This window comes from Mesorhizobium sp. Root552 (assembly GCF_001427285.1).
GTDB lineage: Bacteria > Pseudomonadota > Alphaproteobacteria > Rhizobiales > Rhizobiaceae > Mesorhizobium.
This window is the reverse complement of sequence record NZ_LMFV01000008.1, coordinates 1-16,025: the sequence shown is the minus strand read 5'-3', so window position 1 is coordinate 16,025 and position 16,025 is coordinate 1. Positions and strand designations below refer to the sequence as shown.

At 60.1% G+C, this 16,025-nt stretch carries 15 protein-coding genes and 1 pseudogene; 13 read left to right on the top strand and 3 right to left on the bottom strand.

What is annotated here, in order from left to right; translation table 11 throughout:
* Nucleotides 1-208 precede the first annotated feature (208 nt).
* A complete protein-coding gene (locus ASD50_RS04580) occupies nt 209-514 on the bottom strand; it encodes an accessory factor UbiK family protein (RefSeq protein ID WP_056236743.1) in 306 nt (101 codons plus the stop codon).
* A 101-nt stretch (nt 515-615) separates the two neighbouring features.
* Between ASD50_RS04580 and lgt the strand changes: the two genes are divergently transcribed.
* The 6 genes from lgt (at nt 616) to ASD50_RS04550 (ending at nt 6,397) form a co-directional block, all read left to right on the top strand.
* Nucleotides 616-1,506, top strand: a complete 891-nt coding sequence (gene lgt / locus ASD50_RS04575) for a prolipoprotein diacylglyceryl transferase (protein WP_056236740.1) — start codon at nt 616-618, stop codon at nt 1,504-1,506.
* Nucleotides 1,503-2,591, top strand: a complete 1,089-nt coding sequence (locus tag ASD50_RS04570) for a class I SAM-dependent methyltransferase (protein ID WP_056236738.1) — start codon at nt 1,503-1,505, stop codon at nt 2,589-2,591. The genes lgt and ASD50_RS04570 overlap by 4 nt, the downstream gene beginning before the upstream one ends.
* Nucleotides 2,592-2,704: 113 nt before the next feature.
* Nucleotides 2,705-3,496 (top strand): peptidoglycan editing factor PgeF, encoded by a 792-nt coding sequence (gene pgeF, locus ASD50_RS04565; RefSeq protein WP_056236736.1) that lies wholly within the window; start codon nt 2,705-2,707, stop codon nt 3,494-3,496.
* A 5-nt stretch (nt 3,497-3,501) separates the two neighbouring features.
* Entirely contained in the window at nt 3,502-4,653 is a 1,152-nt protein-coding gene (locus ASD50_RS04560) for a M24 family metallopeptidase (RefSeq protein WP_056236734.1), read from the top strand.
* A gap of 78 nt (nt 4,654-4,731) precedes the next feature.
* The gene (locus tag ASD50_RS04555; protein ID WP_413813873.1) at nt 4,732-5,340 is read left to right on the top strand and encodes a hypothetical protein; all 609 of its coding nucleotides are present in this window, start codon (nt 4,732-4,734) and stop codon (nt 5,338-5,340) included.
* Between the two features lie 121 nt (nt 5,341-5,461).
* Nucleotides 5,462-6,397: a ribose-phosphate pyrophosphokinase gene (locus ASD50_RS04550; RefSeq protein WP_056236730.1), complete on the top strand. Its 936-nt coding sequence runs from the start codon at nt 5,462-5,464 to the stop codon at nt 6,395-6,397.
* A gap of 45 nt (nt 6,398-6,442) precedes the next feature.
* On the opposite strand, the gene ASD50_RS04545 is transcribed toward ASD50_RS04550, so the two are convergent.
* Entirely contained in the window at nt 6,443-7,288 is an 846-nt protein-coding gene (locus ASD50_RS04545) for an AraC family transcriptional regulator (RefSeq protein WP_056236728.1), read from the bottom strand.
* Nucleotides 7,289-7,403: 115 nt separating this feature from the next.
* On the opposite strand from ASD50_RS04545, the gene ASD50_RS04540 reads away from it, so the two are divergent.
* The 4 genes from ASD50_RS04540 (at nt 7,404) to ychF (ending at nt 11,418) form a co-directional block, all read left to right on the top strand.
* A complete protein-coding gene (locus tag ASD50_RS04540) occupies nt 7,404-8,624 on the top strand; it encodes an MFS transporter (protein WP_056236998.1) in 1,221 nt (406 codons plus the stop codon).
* 216 nt (nt 8,625-8,840) lie between these two features.
* On the top strand, nt 8,841-9,470 hold the full coding sequence (locus ASD50_RS04535; RefSeq protein WP_056236996.1) for a 50S ribosomal protein L25/general stress protein Ctc: 630 nt from the start codon (nt 8,841-8,843) through the stop codon (nt 9,468-9,470).
* 25 nt (nt 9,471-9,495) lie between these two features.
* On the top strand, nt 9,496-10,230 hold the full coding sequence (gene pth / locus ASD50_RS04530) for an aminoacyl-tRNA hydrolase (RefSeq protein ID WP_056236726.1): 735 nt from the start codon (nt 9,496-9,498) through the stop codon (nt 10,228-10,230).
* A gap of 84 nt (nt 10,231-10,314) precedes the next feature.
* Nucleotides 10,315-11,418 (top strand): redox-regulated ATPase YchF, encoded by a 1,104-nt coding sequence (ychF, locus tag ASD50_RS04525; protein ID WP_056236724.1) that lies wholly within the window; start codon nt 10,315-10,317, stop codon nt 11,416-11,418.
* 28 nt (nt 11,419-11,446) lie between these two features.
* Here the strand turns inward: ychF and guaD are convergent.
* Nucleotides 11,447-12,808 (bottom strand): annotated as a pseudogene (gene guaD, locus ASD50_RS04520) (guanine deaminase).
* Nucleotides 12,809-12,934: 126 nt separating this feature from the next.
* On the opposite strand from guaD, the gene ASD50_RS04515 reads away from it, so the two are divergent.
* The 3 genes from ASD50_RS04515 (at nt 12,935) to ASD50_RS04505 (ending at nt 15,349) form a co-directional block, all read left to right on the top strand.
* Nucleotides 12,935-14,269 carry a uracil-xanthine permease family protein gene (locus ASD50_RS04515; RefSeq protein WP_056236721.1) on the top strand — a complete coding sequence of 445 codons (1,335 nt, stop codon included), beginning with the start codon at nt 12,935-12,937 and terminating at the stop codon, nt 14,267-14,269.
* A 154-nt stretch (nt 14,270-14,423) separates the two neighbouring features.
* Nucleotides 14,424-14,882, top strand: coding sequence for a MaoC family dehydratase (locus tag ASD50_RS04510; RefSeq protein WP_056236719.1), 459 nt, complete (start codon nt 14,424-14,426; stop codon nt 14,880-14,882).
* Nucleotides 14,882-15,349, top strand: coding sequence for a MaoC family dehydratase (locus ASD50_RS04505; RefSeq protein ID WP_056236717.1), 468 nt, complete (start codon nt 14,882-14,884; stop codon nt 15,347-15,349). Before ASD50_RS04510 ends, ASD50_RS04505 begins: the two co-directional genes overlap by 1 nt.
* Nucleotides 15,350-16,025 lie beyond the last annotated feature (676 nt).

The window sequence follows — 16,025 nt, the reverse complement described above, 5'->3', positions numbered from 1 at the left end:
GACCGGACCCCACCGCCCGGCGCATCATCGCTTCCGCGAATCATGCAACAAATTCAGTCTATTGATCGGGAGTCGCGTGACCAGCCCAATTTTACGCGTGGCGTCATTCCCATGTGGAAAGCCGCTGCCAAGATGATTCACGCGATGCTGGTAAGCGATTCATGACAAAGCGCTTTTCGGGCTCGCGCTTTGTGGACAAGTTTATCGATTATTTTTTGGTGCGCGGGGCTGTTGCACTTGCGGCTTTGCCCGCCGACCCGCCAAGCTCGGCCAATCTGGATTCCAGTGCATCGATGCGTGCTGCAAGTCTGGCATTTTCCTCGCGGGCCTTTGCCGCCATATCACGCACTGCGTCGAACTCTTCGCGCTGGACAACTTCCATCGAGTTGAGAATCCGCTCGGCCTGACCGCGAAATGCGGTTTCGACTTCGCGGCGTACACCTTGGGCAGCGCCGGCTGCGTCCGTCACCAACTTGGCAAGTTCGTCCAGAATGCGGTTCGGGCCGGTCGACATGGCAATACCTCGCTTGCTCGGATTTGACGTAGTGTCCATCTATCGGGAATGCAAGTGCGCTCGCGACGCACCATCGCTTGACCCTGCCGGGACGCTGCCGCATGGTCCGCCCCTGTCATCAACAGCCCGAGGTTTTCTCGTTGAGCGCCCACCCCCTGCTCTTGCCGGCTTCACTGCCCTTTCCCAACATCGATCCGGTCATCATACAGCTAGGGCCGCTTGCTGTGCATTGGTACGGACTGGCCTACGTCGTCGGCATCGTGTTTGCGTGGTGGTACGCCAAGCGCCTGGTGACAAACCAGAGACTTTGGCCGGACGGCATCCTGCCGATGAAACCGCAGGACATCGACGACTTCGTCGTATGGGCCGCAGTAGGTGTCGTGCTTGGGGGGCGGACCGGTTATGTCTTGTTCTACGATCTGCCTCGGTACATCGCCAATCCAGCCGACATCTTGGCCGTATGGCAAGGCGGCATGTCCTTTCATGGCGGCATTCTCGGAACGCTTGTGGCGATGACGCTGTTCGCCCGCTCACGCAACATCCATCCCTGGACGCTGTTCGATGTCGTAGCCGCCGGTGTCCCTGTCGGCCTCGGCTTGGGAAGGCTTGCCAACTTCATCAATTCCGAGCTTTGGGGGCGCGTGAGCGACGTACCGTGGGCAGTCGAGTTTCCCACTGGCGGACCGTTCCTGCGTCATCCCAGCCAACTTTACGAAGGGTTGCTGGAGGGGCTGGTCCTATTCGTGGTTTTGCGGGTGCTTACCCATTCTGGACTTAAGCTGAAAACACCGCGATTCGTCTGCGGCGCGTTTGTCGCCGGCTACGGGCTATCCCGCATTCTCGTTGAGTTCTTCCGTGAACCGGACCAGCAGATTGGCTATCTGTTGGGAGGGTGGCTCACCATGGGGATGATCCTGTCGATCCCAATGGTCCTGATCGGGGCCTGGGCAATGGCGACGGCAAAACCGCTGGCACATCGCCAACCGGCATGACTCGGCTGAAACAGCGCATTGTCGAGCAGATTCGAACGCTGGGGCCTATTCCGGTAAACGAATTCATGGCGCAATGCCTGTTCGACCCAAGTGATGGCTACTATACGACCCGCGAGCCCTTTGGTGCGGCTGGCGATTTCGTCACCGCCCCTGAAGTCAGCCAGATGTTCGGAGAATTGGCGGCCATATGGCTATATCAGGCGTGGTCGGCAATCGGCCGTCCCATACCCGTGACATTGGCTGAAATCGGCCCCGGCCGCGGCACTTTGATGAAGGACATGCTGCGAACCTTCAAACGCCTCGATCCCGCGTTTTTGGGTGGGACGGCATTTGCAATGATCGAGATCAGCCCACGCCTGACGGAAATACAGAAGCAGACACTGAGCGGTGTCGAGGCAAACATATCATGGCACGAATCTCTTGAAGCGGTTCCCTCCGCCCCCCTCCTCATCATCGGCAACGAATTGTTTGACGCAGTGCCCATTCGCCAATTCGTCCGCAAGGGCGGCAATTGGCGCGAACGCATGGTTGGCCTCGACAGCAACGATGATCTGTCGTTCTTCGCGGGCGCAGCCTCACTCGACACATTCCTTGTTCCTGACATCGCCCGCGATGCACCGGAAGGCGCAGTCATCGAGGTCGCACCTGCCCGAAGCGCACTGATGGATATGATCGCCGAGAGAATAGGAAAAGATGGCGGCGCGGGTCTGTTTTTCGACTACGGCCATCTGGAGCCGGGCGTAGGCGATACATTGCAGGCGCTGAAAGGTCACGCCCATCAAGACGTTCTCGCCAGTCCGGGCGAAGCAGATCTGACCGCGCATGTCGATTTCGCGGCGCTTGCCGAAATTGCCCAGGCCAAGGGTCTGGTTACGCGCTTGGCGAGGCAGGGCGATTTCCTTGTTGCCATGGGCTTGCTGGAACGGGCAGGCAATCTTGGCGCAAGCGCGAACGATGCAGGGCGCGAAAAGATATCCCGGGATGTCGAAAGATTGGCGGGCCCCGGCGAGATGGGAGACCTCTTCAAGGTGCTGGCAGTCCTGCCCAAAAATGCCGCGGACGTGCCTTTTCCAACAGAGAATTGACTTTCGACAACGTGGTGCGCCACTCTCCGATCTAGAAAAAGGTCTCGTGCCGGATTGTTTTCGTTGGAGGACGCTGGCTTGACGAAACGGTTTGCGGAGACAACAAAGCGGTAATGTTGAATCAGCTCAAACCGGACCCGCTCCGGTCACCGTTGCTTGAAAAGGCAAAGGCGCAAGGCATTCGCCACGGCTATTTTACCCGCATTGGCGGGGTCTCCGAGGGCATCTATCAAGGCCTTAATATCGGCACCGGCTCGGCCGACGACCAGGTGCTGGTGCTGGAGAATCGCCGCCGGGTCGCGCAATGGATGGGCGTCCCCGCAGACCACTTGCTCACCGCCTATCAAATCCATTCGCCGGATGTGATCGTAGCCCGCGCGCCATTTACCGGCGAACGGCCAAAGGCAGACGCTATCGTTACCGATCGGCCGGGAATCGCAGTGGGAGCCTCTACTGCTGACTGCGGTCCGGTGTTGTTCGCCGATAACGAAACACGTGTCATCGGGGCCGCACATGCTGGCTGGAAAGGCGCCTTCACCGGCGTGTTGGAAAATACCATCACCGCGATGGAAGGCCTTGGCGCAAAGCGTGAAAACATCGTCGCTGTGCTCGGCCCCTCGATCGGCCGGGCGAACTATGAAGTCGGGCCGGAATTTGTCGAGCGTTTCACGTCAGTAGATGCTGCGAACGACCGCTATTTCCTGCCTTCGGGAAAGCCTGGCCATTCCTTGTTCGATCTCAATACCTACACCGTTGACCGCCTGCGCAAGGCCGGTGTTGTTGCTGAATGCCTTGGCCGCTGCACCTATGCCGAGGAAAATCTCTTCTATTCATACCGCCGCACCACGCACCGTAAGGAACCGGACTACGGTCGCCAGGTTTCGGCAATCGTCTTGGAGAATTGACACGAATGGCGTTGCATTTCGAACGTTCAGAATTTGACGCTCGTCGCGACCGGCTGATGATCGAACTGGCGGAGAAAAAGCTCGACGCCGTGCTCTTGTTCGCCCAGGAAAGCATGTACTGGCTGACAGGTTACGACAGCTTCGGCTTCTGCTTTTTCCAATGCCTCGTCGTTAAAGCCGATGGCTCGATGACGCTGCTTACCCGCTCAGCCGACCTGCGCCAGGCCCGACATACTTCGATCATCGACAACATCGTCTTGTGGACGGATCGCGAAGGCGCCAATCCGGCCATCGACCTGCGCAACCTGCTCAATGAACTCGACCTGCTCGGCGCACGCATCGGCGTGGAATACGACACCCACGGCCTTACCGCCTTCAACGGCCGCCGCCTCGACGAACAGTTGCAAACTTTTGGCCAGATCGCCGATGCATCCGGCATTGTCGGCCGGCTGCGCCTGTTCAAGAGTCCCGCCGAGATAACGAAGGTCGAGAAAGCAGCCGAACTCGCCGACAATGCACTCGACGCTGCACTCCCTCTGGTCAAGCAAGGCGGCGACGAAGGCGCCATTCTGGCCGCCATGCAAGGGGCCATCTTTACCGGGGGCGGCGACTATCCTGCCAACGAATTCATCATTGGTTCCGGAGCCGACGCCCTGCTTTGCCGTTACAAGGCCGGCCGCCGAAAGCTGAACAAGAACGACCAGTTGACCTTGGAATGGGCCGGCGTCTTCCACCACTATCATGCACCGATGATGCGCACGATCCTCACCGGCAAGGTCTCCAAGCGTCACCAGGAACTGTTCGACGCGTCCCAGGCATCGCTTGTCGCCGTCGAGAAGGCGATGACCCCCGGCAATACCTTCGGCGATGTCTTCGACGCTCATGCAAAGACCATGGAAGCACACGGCTTGACCAAACATCGGCTCAACGCCTGCGGCTACTCCGTAGGTGCGCGCTTCACGCCATCGTGGATGGACATGCCGATGTTCTATCAGGGCAATTCCGAGCCGATTGCACCCAACATGACATTGTTCGCCCACATGATAATCATGGATTCCGAGACGGAAACGGCCATGACGCTTGGCCGGACCTATCTCACGACAGAGACCCAGCCGAAGCCCTTGTCGCGCCATGATCTCGACTTGATCGTAAAGTGAAACAACCAACGCGCTGCGCAGCGGGCCATCAAGGAGCATCTGGAGCACATGCGGAGATTGCCCACTTCGGCCGTATCTATGCTCCTGATCCTGGGGCTTTCGGGCTGCAATAGCTCCGGTGTACTGGACCCGTCGGCGCTCGGTAAGAAGCCTGACCCCACACCGGCATCCCAAGGGGATATGTCTTCCAGGATACCATCCGAATTCGGGACCGAAACCACTGCTGTGCGCCCACCTGCGTCCAATACCCCGCTGCAGGCATCCACACCAACAGCCACTGCCCCGGCATCCGCACCCCAGCAAACGGCTGTCGCAAGCAGAACGCGTCTGCAAATCGCACCCATCGTGGGGGCTACGGTGGAGGCTGCCGCCCCGCTGTCCGAACAGCTTCAGACAGAAGCGCGTCAGCGCGGCATTACCTTGGCCGGAAGCACCGATCAGTCCGCAACGCATGTTTTGAAGGGCTATTTCTCGGTTATCACCGAAGGCAAGGAAACCACGGTGATCTACGTCTGGGATGTCTATGATCCCGGAGGCAATCGCCTTCACCGCATCAACGGCCAGGAAAAAGCGCCTGCGGTCAATGGCGCCGAAGGTTGGGCGGGAGTGGCTCCGGCAACGATGCAGGCCATTGCCAATAAGACCATAGACCAATTTTCATCGTGGCTCGGTGGTCGTACCGGCTAACAACGCTTCTGCCTGCCTTGATCGCGTTTTTTGGGATTTGCCGGAGGATTCCGCCTCTCAGTGCTTGCAATACCGGTCAAGGCGGATAAAAGCCCGATAAAATTCTCTCCAGGAACGACATATGAAACTCTTCGCGGGCAATTCCAACAGGGTGCTGGCCGAAGCGGTCGCCCGCTATCTCAACATCCCGCTTGGCAAGGCCAGCGTCCGGCGCTTCGCCGATCAGGAGATTTTCGTCGAAATTCAGGAAAACGTGCGCGGCGAGGATGTCTTCATCCTGCAGTCGACGTCTTTCCCAACAAACGACCACCTGATGGAACTGCTCATCATGATAGACGCTTTCATGCGTTCGTCAGCGCGGCGCATCACGGCGGTCATCCCGTATTTCGGCTATGCAAGGCAGGACCGCCGCGCCTCGGGCCGTACGCCCATCTCGGCCAAGCTCGTCGCAAACATGATCGCCCGCGCCGGCGCCAGCCGCGTGTTGACGCTTGATCTTCACGCCGGCCAGATTCAGGGCTTCTTCGACATTCCCACCGACAATCTGTTCTCGGTGCCGGTAATGGCCCGCGACGTGAAGGCCAAGTACAAGCAACTCAGCAACGTCATGGTCGTGTCGCCTGACGTCGGCGGCGTGGTGCGCGCCCGTGCGCTAGCCAAACGCATCGATGCTCAACTCGCCATCGTCGACAAACGCCGCGAACGGCCAGGCGAATCCGAAGTGATGAACGTCATCGGCGACGTGCGCGGCAAGGATTGCCTGCTGATCGACGATATCGTCGATTCCGGCGGCACGCTCTGCAATGCCGCCGACGCGCTCCTCCAAAAGGGCGCGACTAGCGTCACTGCCTACATCACCCACGGCGTCCTTTCGGGCGGCGCCGCCGCCCGCATCGCCGGTTCGCACCTGCAGGAACTCGTCACAACTGACTCGATCCAGCCGACCCAGGCTGCACTTGATGCGCAGAACATTCGCGTCATTACCGTCGCAGATTTGCTGGGTGAAGCGATTTCCCGCACTGCATCGGAACAGTCGGTATCCAGCCTGTTCGACTAAGAACAGGCCATCTACGCATCATTACGCAAACCAAACGTATCGGCTCTAGCGGGCCGTCCGTTCGATATCTCGCGATCCTCGCAGATAAGCTCTCGGCGAAATGCCCAGCATCCGCTTGAACATTGTCGTGAAGGCCGGGACGCTATCATAGCCGAGATCAAGCGCCACTCGCGTGACCGGCTCCCCGTCCGTCAGTCGCGGCAAAGCCGCGAACAAGAGGGCTTGCTGACGCCAGGTCGACAGGGACAATCCCGTCTGCTTCTGGAACGTCCGCGTGAAGGAGCGCCGGCTCATGCCAACCAGTGCAGCCCAGTCGTCGATGGTCGCATGCGGCGAAGGCTCCGCGACGAACCGCCGGCAAAGTGCGGCAATCCTGTTGTCGCTAGGAAATGGCAGGCCGAGAGGTTTCTCCGGCAGGTTCGGAATTTCATGAAGCAGAAGATTAAGGACCAGGCCGGAACGACCGGCAAGTTGCGGTTCAGGCGGCAAGGTGACGGCCTCGACAATCAAGCTGCGCATAAGGTCGCTGACAGCCACGACGCGAAGGCTGCCCGGCAACCCCTCGATTGCATCAGGCGTAACATAGACTGAGCGCATGCTCACATCGCCCAGCATCTCCACCGCATGCTCGATGCCTGCCGGGATCCACATGGCATGGTCGGGCGGAACCATCCAGCGGCCATAGTCAGTCTTCACCAGCACCACCCCCGTCAAGGCGTGCAGCAACTGGCTGCGGCTATGCTGATGCTCCGGCACCCGGTAGCCGTCGGGGTATTCCGACGGCAGCGCAATGATCGGCCCGCTGGTTCTCTCCAGCCAATCCAGGCGTGACCGATGCAAGGTAAAGAGATCCGTGACCGGTGCTTCCAGACGGGAAACTTTGATTACCATTAGCGTTGGCCCACTTGCGTAATATTTGGACCAAACCACGAAAGAAGTCGCACCGCAACCGGACTATAAGCTGCGTGACATCGCAGGACCGCCTGCAAGCCTCATGGAGCCTTCCTTGACCGACACGACAGCGACAGCTGATGGCACCACCACGACCGCGACGACTACGGCCTTCACGGTCATCCTCGCCGTAAGCTTTTGCCACGGCATCAACGACATAATGCAGTCGCTGCTATCGGCCATCTACCCGTTGCTCAAAGACAATTACGGTCTCGATTTCTGGCAGATCGGCTTGCTCACCTTCACCTTCCAGGTAACGGCATCATTGCTGCAGCCAGTTGTGGGCTTCGTCACCGACAAGCGGCCAATGCCCTACTCGCTACCGGTCGGCATGGCGTCTTCGCTTGTGGGGCTGATTGTGCTCGCCTATGCCGGTCACTATTGGCTTTTGCTGATCGGCGCTTCGCTGATCGGCATCGGCTCGGCCGTGTTCCACCCTGAATCTTCGCGCATCGCTCGCCTCGCCTCAGGTGGACGGCACGGCCTTGCCCAATCCCTGTTTCAGGTCGGCGGCAACGCCGGTCAATCGATCGGCCCATTGCTTGCCGCTTTCATCGTCGTTCCCTTCGGCCAATCGAGCATCGCCTGGTTTGCCATCGGCTCCCTGATCGGCATCATCGTTCTCTATCAGGTTGGAGGTTGGTACATCCGCTTCCGCGCCACGCAGGCCGCCCGCAAGGCAGCGCCCTTCGTCTCGCCTTTCTCGCGGAACCGCGTCGCTTGGGCACTGGCAATCCTGACCCTGCTGGTGCTGTCCAAGAACGCCTACATGGCCAGCATCTCGAGCTACTATACCTTCTACGTCATCGAAAAATTCGGTGTTTCGGTACAGATGTCTCAGGTGCTGCTGTTTGCGTTCCTCGGCGCTTCGGCACTCGGTATTTTGCTTGGGGGACCGTTCGGCGACCGCTTCGGCCAGAAAGCCATGATCTGGTTCTCGATCGTCGGCGTGTTGCCGTTCACCTTGGCCCTACCCTACGCCAATCTGGAATGGACGATTGTCCTGACCATCATTATCGGCCTCATCCTGTCGTCGGCGTTCTCCAACATCGTGGTGTTTGCCCAGGAACTGGTTCCCGGCCGCGTCGGCATGATTGCCGGCGTGTTCTTCGGTTTCGCCTTTGGCATGGGCGGCATCGCTGCCGCTTTGCTCGGCATTGTTGCCGACGTGAAGGGCATCGATTACGTGTACCGCATTTGCTCCTACTTGCCGCTCCTTGGGCTGCTGACGATCTTCCTGCCCAACATGAAGCAAGCGAGCAAAACCAAGGCGTAAGGCCACCAAGCCTTGCGCTGCCCGCCCCCTTCCGCTATAGAGCCGCCACCCGTGTAGACACCCTTGGAGGCAACACGGCGGAAGGCTGCCTTCCTGCATGATCCCCGAAAGCGGATACCGGTTCTCAGGCCATCATGCATCGCTGTGGCAACCTTCAACGTTTACGGCCTGGCTTTGCCTGCCGCGAACGCTCCATACAACGCGAAAGGAAATGCCATGAGCAACACATACGAGCTCAAGGCCGAAGCGCGCGAACAGGTCGGTAAGGGGTCCGCCCGTGCAGTTCGCCGTAACGGTAAAGTGCCAGCAGTCATCTATGGCGACAAGCAGCCTCCCCTGGCTATCACGCTGCCCTACAAGGAAATCTTCTACAAGATCCATGGCGGCGGCTTCCTGACGACGGTCGCAACCATCGCCGTTGACGGCAAGAAGATTCAGGTCCTGCCCAAGGACTATCAGCTTGATCCGGTCAAGGACTTCCCCATGCACGTCGACTTCCTGCGCGTCGGCAAGGACACCCAGGTGACCGTCAACGTTCCGGTTCACTTCATCAACGAAGAAAAGTCACCGGGCATCAAGCGCGGCGGCACGCTCAATGTCGTGCGCCACGAAGTCGAGTTCCACTGCCCCGCCAATGCGATCCCCGACTTCATTACGGTGGATCTCGACGGCGCCGACATCGGCGATTCGATCCATATCTCTGCGGTCAAGCTGCCGGCCGGCATCAAGGCTGTGATTTCCGATCGCGACTTCACCATCGCGACCATCGCTGGAACAGCCGCAGCCAAGCAGGAAGCCGAAGGCGCGACCGACGCTGCTGCTCCTGCAGCTGCCGAAGAGAAGTAACCTCTTTCCACCCGGAGAGACGACGATGCTGCTTTTTGCAGGCCTCGGCAATCCGGGTGCGAAATATGCGAACAACCGGCACAATGTCGGCTTCATGGCGGCGGACGCGATAGCCCGCCGCCATTCGTTTTCTCCTTGGTCGCGCAAGTTCCAAGCCGAGATCGCCGAAGGCAAGCTCGGCGGCAAGAAGGTGCTGCTGATCAAGCCCCAGACCTTCATGAACCTTTCCGGCCAAGCAGTAGGTGAAGCTCTTCGCTTTTATAAGCTTGAGCCGTCCGCGGTTACCATATTCTACGACGAGATCGACCTTGCCGCGGGCAAGGTGCGGGTCAAGGTGGGGGGCGGCGCAGGCGGCCACAACGGCATCCGTTCGCTCGACCAGCATATCGGCAAGGACTATCGACGCGTGCGCATCGGCGTCGGTCATCCGGGCGCAAGGGAAATGGTGCACGGGCATGTCCTTGGTGATTTCTCCAAGGGCGACCAGGAATGGCTGGACGTCCTGATCCAGTCGGTTGCAGACAATGCAGACTTGATTGCCAAGGGCGACGACAATTCCTTCATGAACCGCATTACCTTGACTTTGCGGGACAAGCTCCAGCCAACCGGAGAGGACGACACGCCTTCGCCGAAGAAAGCGACCCCCAAGCCGCAGCAAAGCCACATCCGCCAGGCTCGCCAGCAAGGGCCTGCCATGAAAATCCCCGAAACGGGGCCGATGGCAGCAATGTTGAAGAAGCTGTTCGGCAACAAGGAATAGCTGGCCCGCCGGGGCTTGACGATCGTCAGGCCTTTCGCCCATAGCCGTGGGCAACCCCCGAAGATCGACAGGACTTGATAAATCATGGGCTTCAAATGCGGTATTGTCGGCCTGCCCAATGTCGGCAAATCGACGCTGTTCAACGCGCTTACCCGGACGGCGGCCGCCCAGGCTGCCAACTATCCGTTCTGCACCATCGAGCCGAACACGGGCGAAGTTGCCGTCCCTGATCCGCGTCTGAAGAAGATCGCAGAGGTTGCCAAGTCCAAGGAAATCATCCCCACACGCATTTCCTTCGTCGACATCGCCGGTCTGGTTCGCGGCGCTTCCAAGGGCGAAGGGCTGGGCAACCAGTTTCTCGCCAACATCCGCGAGGTCGATGCCATCGTGCATGTGCTGCGTTGCTTCGAGGACGACGACATCACCCATGTCGAGGGCCGTATCGACCCGGTTGCGGACGCCGAGACGGTGGAGACCGAGTTGATGCTGGCCGATCTCGACAGCATCGAGCGCCGCATCGTCCAGATCCGCAAGCGCGCAAGCAGCAAGGACAAGGAAGCGACGACCATCCTGCCGCTTATGGAAAAAGCGCTGACGCTGCTGCAGGACGGCAAGCCGACCCGCGTGATGCTGAACGGGATCGCAGCGGAGGACCTGACCATCCTGAGGGGTCTGAACCTGCTCACCTCGCATCCGGTTCTCTATGTGTGCAACGTCGCGGAGTCAGACGCCGCGACCGGCAATGAACATACCCGCGCCGTTGAGAAGATGGCCGAGGCGCAAGGCGCGAAAACCGTGGTCATCTCGGCAGCGATCGAGGCTGAAGTGGCGCAGCTTCCCGATGATGAGGAGCGAGAATTCCTAGCGTCGATGGGGTTGGAGGAGCCGGGCCTCGATAAGCTGATCCGTGCCGGCTACGATTTGCTGCACCTGATCACCTATTTCACCGCAGGTCCGAAGGAAACGCGTGCCTGGACGATCTCGCGCGGGACCAAGGCCCCGCAGGCGGCGGGCGTCATCCACACCGATTTCGAACGCGGGTTCATCAGGGCTCAAACTATCGCCTACGACGACTACGTCACGCTTGGCGGCGAAGTTGCCGCAAAGGAAGCGGGCAAGGCCCGCGACGAAGGCAAGGAGTATGTCGTACAGGACGGCGATGTGATGCTGTTCAAGTTCAACACCTGATCGCCGGACCACCGAAAGCGACGCTACTCTAGTGGCCGGCTACCTTTCGGCCGCTTACCCACACCGTGGCGATGTTTGCCCGGGTCGCGTTCAGAACGATCTTCTGGAACACGTCTTCCAGCGCGTCGTACTTCGGGTATGTGCGGATGTTTGAAGATGCCGCCGCGGCATCGATGACGAGCGCATCGAATTCATGACCGGCACGGAAGCTGCCGGTCGGGATATCGAGCGCCTGCGCTCCTCCCGCAGTTGCCAGCCAGAATGCCTCCTTGTGCGTGATGGCTCGTCCTCACGCACCTCGCTCCTGCGGCGGAAGGTCGGCATCAACGCCACCATGCAAAGCCTTCGAGGCTGAAAGCGCATGACGGCAGCCATCAAAGAGCGAAGGGCTGTAGCCACCGGAAACATCCGTCCCCAGCCCGACATGCATATGCCGATCCAGAGCGGCCCGGAGCGGGAAGACTGCATTGGCAAAATAGAAATTGGAAAGCGGGCAATGGGCAACGGCGGCGCCCTTTGCCTGAATGAGATCCATATCCTGTTCGTCGATGAAGTTCGAATGCGCCAGTACGGTGCGCCGGGTGAGCAGGTCGAAACCGTCGAGACAGGCGGTGTCGCTCTTGCCGAAGCGCTCCTCGACGAAATTCTTCTCCCAGTCGCTTTCCGAGCAGTGCGTCTGGACATGGCAGCCGTAGTGGCTCGCCAGTTCTCCCAACCCCTGCAAGGCGGCGTCGGTGCAGCTTGGAATGAAGCGCGGGGTGATGACCGGCTGGACGAGCGGCCTTTCGCCCTGATCCATCTCTCTGACCGCTTCGATGAAGCGCCTGGTGTCGGCCACCGCATTTGCCGCATCGGCGTCGCGGTAATAGGGCGGACACTGATCGGGATCGTCCATCACCACCTTGCCGACCAGCGCCCTTTGGCCCTTGGCCAGGCATATCTCGGCCAAGGCCAGCGTTGCCGGCGTGTGCACCGTGGCGAAATAGAGTGCGGTGGTCGTACCGTTCGCCAGCAGGCCGTCGACCAGATCGGAATAGGTCTCACGCGCGAATTCCAGATCGGAGTACTTCGCTTCCAGAGGGAAGGTGTACTTCTGCAGCCACACCTCGAGCGGAACATCGAGAGCCTTGCCCAGTTGTGGCCATTGCGGCGCATGGATGTGCAGGTCGACCAGCCCCGGCAGAAGATACTGACCGGCGCCAAGCTCCGTCAGCTTCCCTGCCAACCGGGCAGCGGATTTTCTTGCTTCAAACGCGGGATGGTGGGGCGGCAGGATTTCGGCGATGCGACCATCGCCGTCAATGATGAAAAGATGATCCTCGAGAATCTCCAACGTTCCGCACTGCGGCGTATGGAAGGCGGTTCCTGCGAGTAGGAAAGGCTCTTTCATCTTCTTCGGTCCGTTTGATCCCAGGCGTGGCGGGTTGCAAAAAAATCCGGTGGCAAGTGCGAAGGCACCTGTTCATCCGCAGCGACTGATCACATGATTGTTGTTCAATTCATAGAGGGGGACCAAATGGAACGACCTGCGACAGAAGTTTCGCTGATCAGCCAGCCGGATGATCCGCTTCCGCCCGGCAAGGCCGCAGTCCTCGGCCTTCAGCACGTTCTGGCGATGGACGTCTACATCGTGCCGTTCATCATCGCGTCCGTACTGGCGTTCAGCGTCAGCGACGCCGCATCCTTCATCCAGTCCGCTTTCGTCGCCGCCGGTATCGCGACCCTGATCCAGTCGCAACTCTTCATGCGCATGCCGATCGTGCAGGGTCCGTCCTTCGTGCCGATCGGAGCCGTGCTGGCGATTGCGTTCGCCGCGGGCGGCGGCATCGCCGGTCTTTCCGCAGTGGTAGGCGCACTCATTCCCGGCGCAATACTGGTGATGCTGCTCGGCTCGCCAACCAAGATATTCCACCGCCTCGTCGCCCGCTTCGTGCCGCCCATCGTCGGCGGAGCGATCATCATCGTGGTCGGCGTCGCCTTGATGCCCGTCGCCTTGAAGGAGAGCGTATTCGCCGTCCACGGCAACGCGACCGTCGGCGGCAATATTGTGCTCGCCTTCATCTCGGCCGCACTACTGGTCGGCTGCATGCTGACCGGCATGGCGCTCGGCGCGAAGGGCACGTGGCTGCGCCTGCTCTCCGTCATCATCGCCCTTGCCGCCGGCTGCGTCGTCGCAGCCTTCATGGGGCAGTTGAGCTTCGCGGCGGTGGGCGATGCGACGTGGTTTTCGCTGCCGAGAATTGCGTTCCTGAACCTCGACGTGACCTTCTCTCTGCCGGCTGCGCTCACCATGCTGATCGTCTACATCGTGGTGCTGGCCGAAACGACAGGCACCTGGTTCGCAATTGGCGCGGTGATCGACAAGCCGCTTTCGGATGAGCAGCTTGACCGTGGCGCAACCGGCGAAGGCATTGGCTGCCTCGTCAGCGCCCTGCTCTGCAGCACGCCCGTCACCAGCTATTCCTCCAATGCGGGCATCATCGCCATCACCGGCATCGCAAGCCGCGTCGCCTTTGCCGCGGCCGGCATTTTCCTCGTCGTCTTCGGCCTGATCGGCAAGCTCTCGGCAATCATCGCATCGATCCCCGGCCCCGTCATCGGCGGCGTGTTCGGGGTGCTGTGCGTGGTGATCGCCATGAACGGCTTCCGCGTCGTGCGCTCCACCGTCCTGAACGAACGCAACATGCTCGTCATCGGCCTGCCGATCCTGATGGCGCTGTTTGCGACCCTTGCTCCGCCGGACTTCGTGAAAACGCTGCCCGACTTCGTGCAGTACATATTGGGCTCGTCGATCGCCTTCGGCGCGGTATGGGCCATCGTTCTTCACCAGGTGCTTCCGAACACCCGGTAACGAGGGCATGAGCGGCGGGCGGCCAAGTGCTGCCCGCCATCGGCGTCCCGCCGGCACTGACGAAAGTGGCATAGCAAAAGCGGCGCTCTCGTTCTTGAATGCGTTCCCCGGCCAGTTCATGGTGGTTGTACGGGTTTGAACGAGATTCTATTCCATGACCGCCAAGAAATGGGCCTACGAGGATTTTGCCGAAGGTGCCTCGCTCGACCTCGGCAGCAAGCTGGTAACGGCTGAGGAAATCATCGAATTCGCCTCCGAATTCGACGCGCAACCCATGCATCTGGACGAAGCAGCCGGCAAGGCCAGCATCCTCGGCGGATTGGCAGCTTCCGGCTGGCACACCTGCGCGATTTTCATGCGCATGATCTGCGACGCCTTCCTGATCGATTCGACCTCACAGGGATCGCCCGGCATAGACGAGGTCAAATGGCGGGCGCCGGTTTTGGCCAACGACACGCTCACCGGTAAATGCACGGTGCTGTCCAAGCGGCTGTCCAAATCTCGTCCCAGTGTCGGTCTCGTGACGATCAGGACGGAACTGTTCAACCAGCGCGGTGAACCCGTGTTCGAACTGCGGAACTCCGTAATGTTCCTGACGCGCGAGGCTGCCTGATGACGCTCGATGAATTTCTCGGCATCGGAAAAACGGTCCAGCTTGGATCGCATACGTTCAGACCGGACGAGATCAAGGCATTCGCCGCCAAATACGATCCTCAGCCCTTCCACCTCGATGAAGAGGCGGCGAAGAAGAGCGTGCTCGGCGGGCTGTGCGCCTCCGGCTGGCACACAGCGGCGATGTGGATGAAATACAACCTCTCCCAGATCACCTCGGCGGACACCAGATGGACAGGCACCGGACCGACGCCGGAGTTTGGCCCCTCGCCCGGCCTCAAGAACCTCAAATGGCTAAAGCCGGTCTATTCCGGTGAAACGATAAACTTCACACGCACAGGCATCGGCCATCGGCCGCTGGCATCACGCCCGGGCTGGCACCTTTTGACCATCCTCGCCGAGGCCTTCGATTCGACCGGCGCAAAGGTCATCGAGTTCGAGAACTCGGTGCTGGTCAAGGCGGGCTGAGGCCAGCACATATTCGTTGCCAGGCTTGCGTTTGCGTCCGGGCGTTTTCCGCCTCGCTTGCGCACTGCCCGCCCAGAATAATTCCGCAAAGTCACGGAATGGATCCCGGACAGCATCGCCGTCACTTCGCTGGGCTCGCTTCCGGGATGACGCGGTGGGGATGGCTCGCTTCTTCTCGTGGGAGGTTCTTCTTCTTTCGTCATCCTCGGGCAAGCCAGAGCGTAGCGAAAGGCGCGACCCGAGGATCCATGCCGTGAGGGTCACGTTGTAAGGGGTGGCTCGGGATGAGGAGCTTTCTTTTGCGCCTTTTGCGCGCTGCGTCTTGATCCCGAGGATCCATGCCGTGAGGGTCACGTTGTAAGGGGTGGCTCGGGATGAGGAGCTTTCTTTTGCGCCTTTTGCGCGCTGCGTCTTGATCACGGCATTGATCCTAGGGTCTGCGCAACGGCCTTCGGCCTGCTCCGCCCTAGGATGACGAAGAGATGTGTATGCTTATTCGTTGCCACGCCCGCTTTCGCGTCTGGGACTCTTTGCCCCGCCGTTAAGCTCGCTCGCTACGCTCGTCGCTGGCGGGGACCCCGAGGAATGGCCAGACGGCTGGCCAAGGTTCGTGCTTTATGGTTGCCACGCCCGGATTCTCATCCGTCTGGCCATTGTCAAAGAACTGACCTTTGCC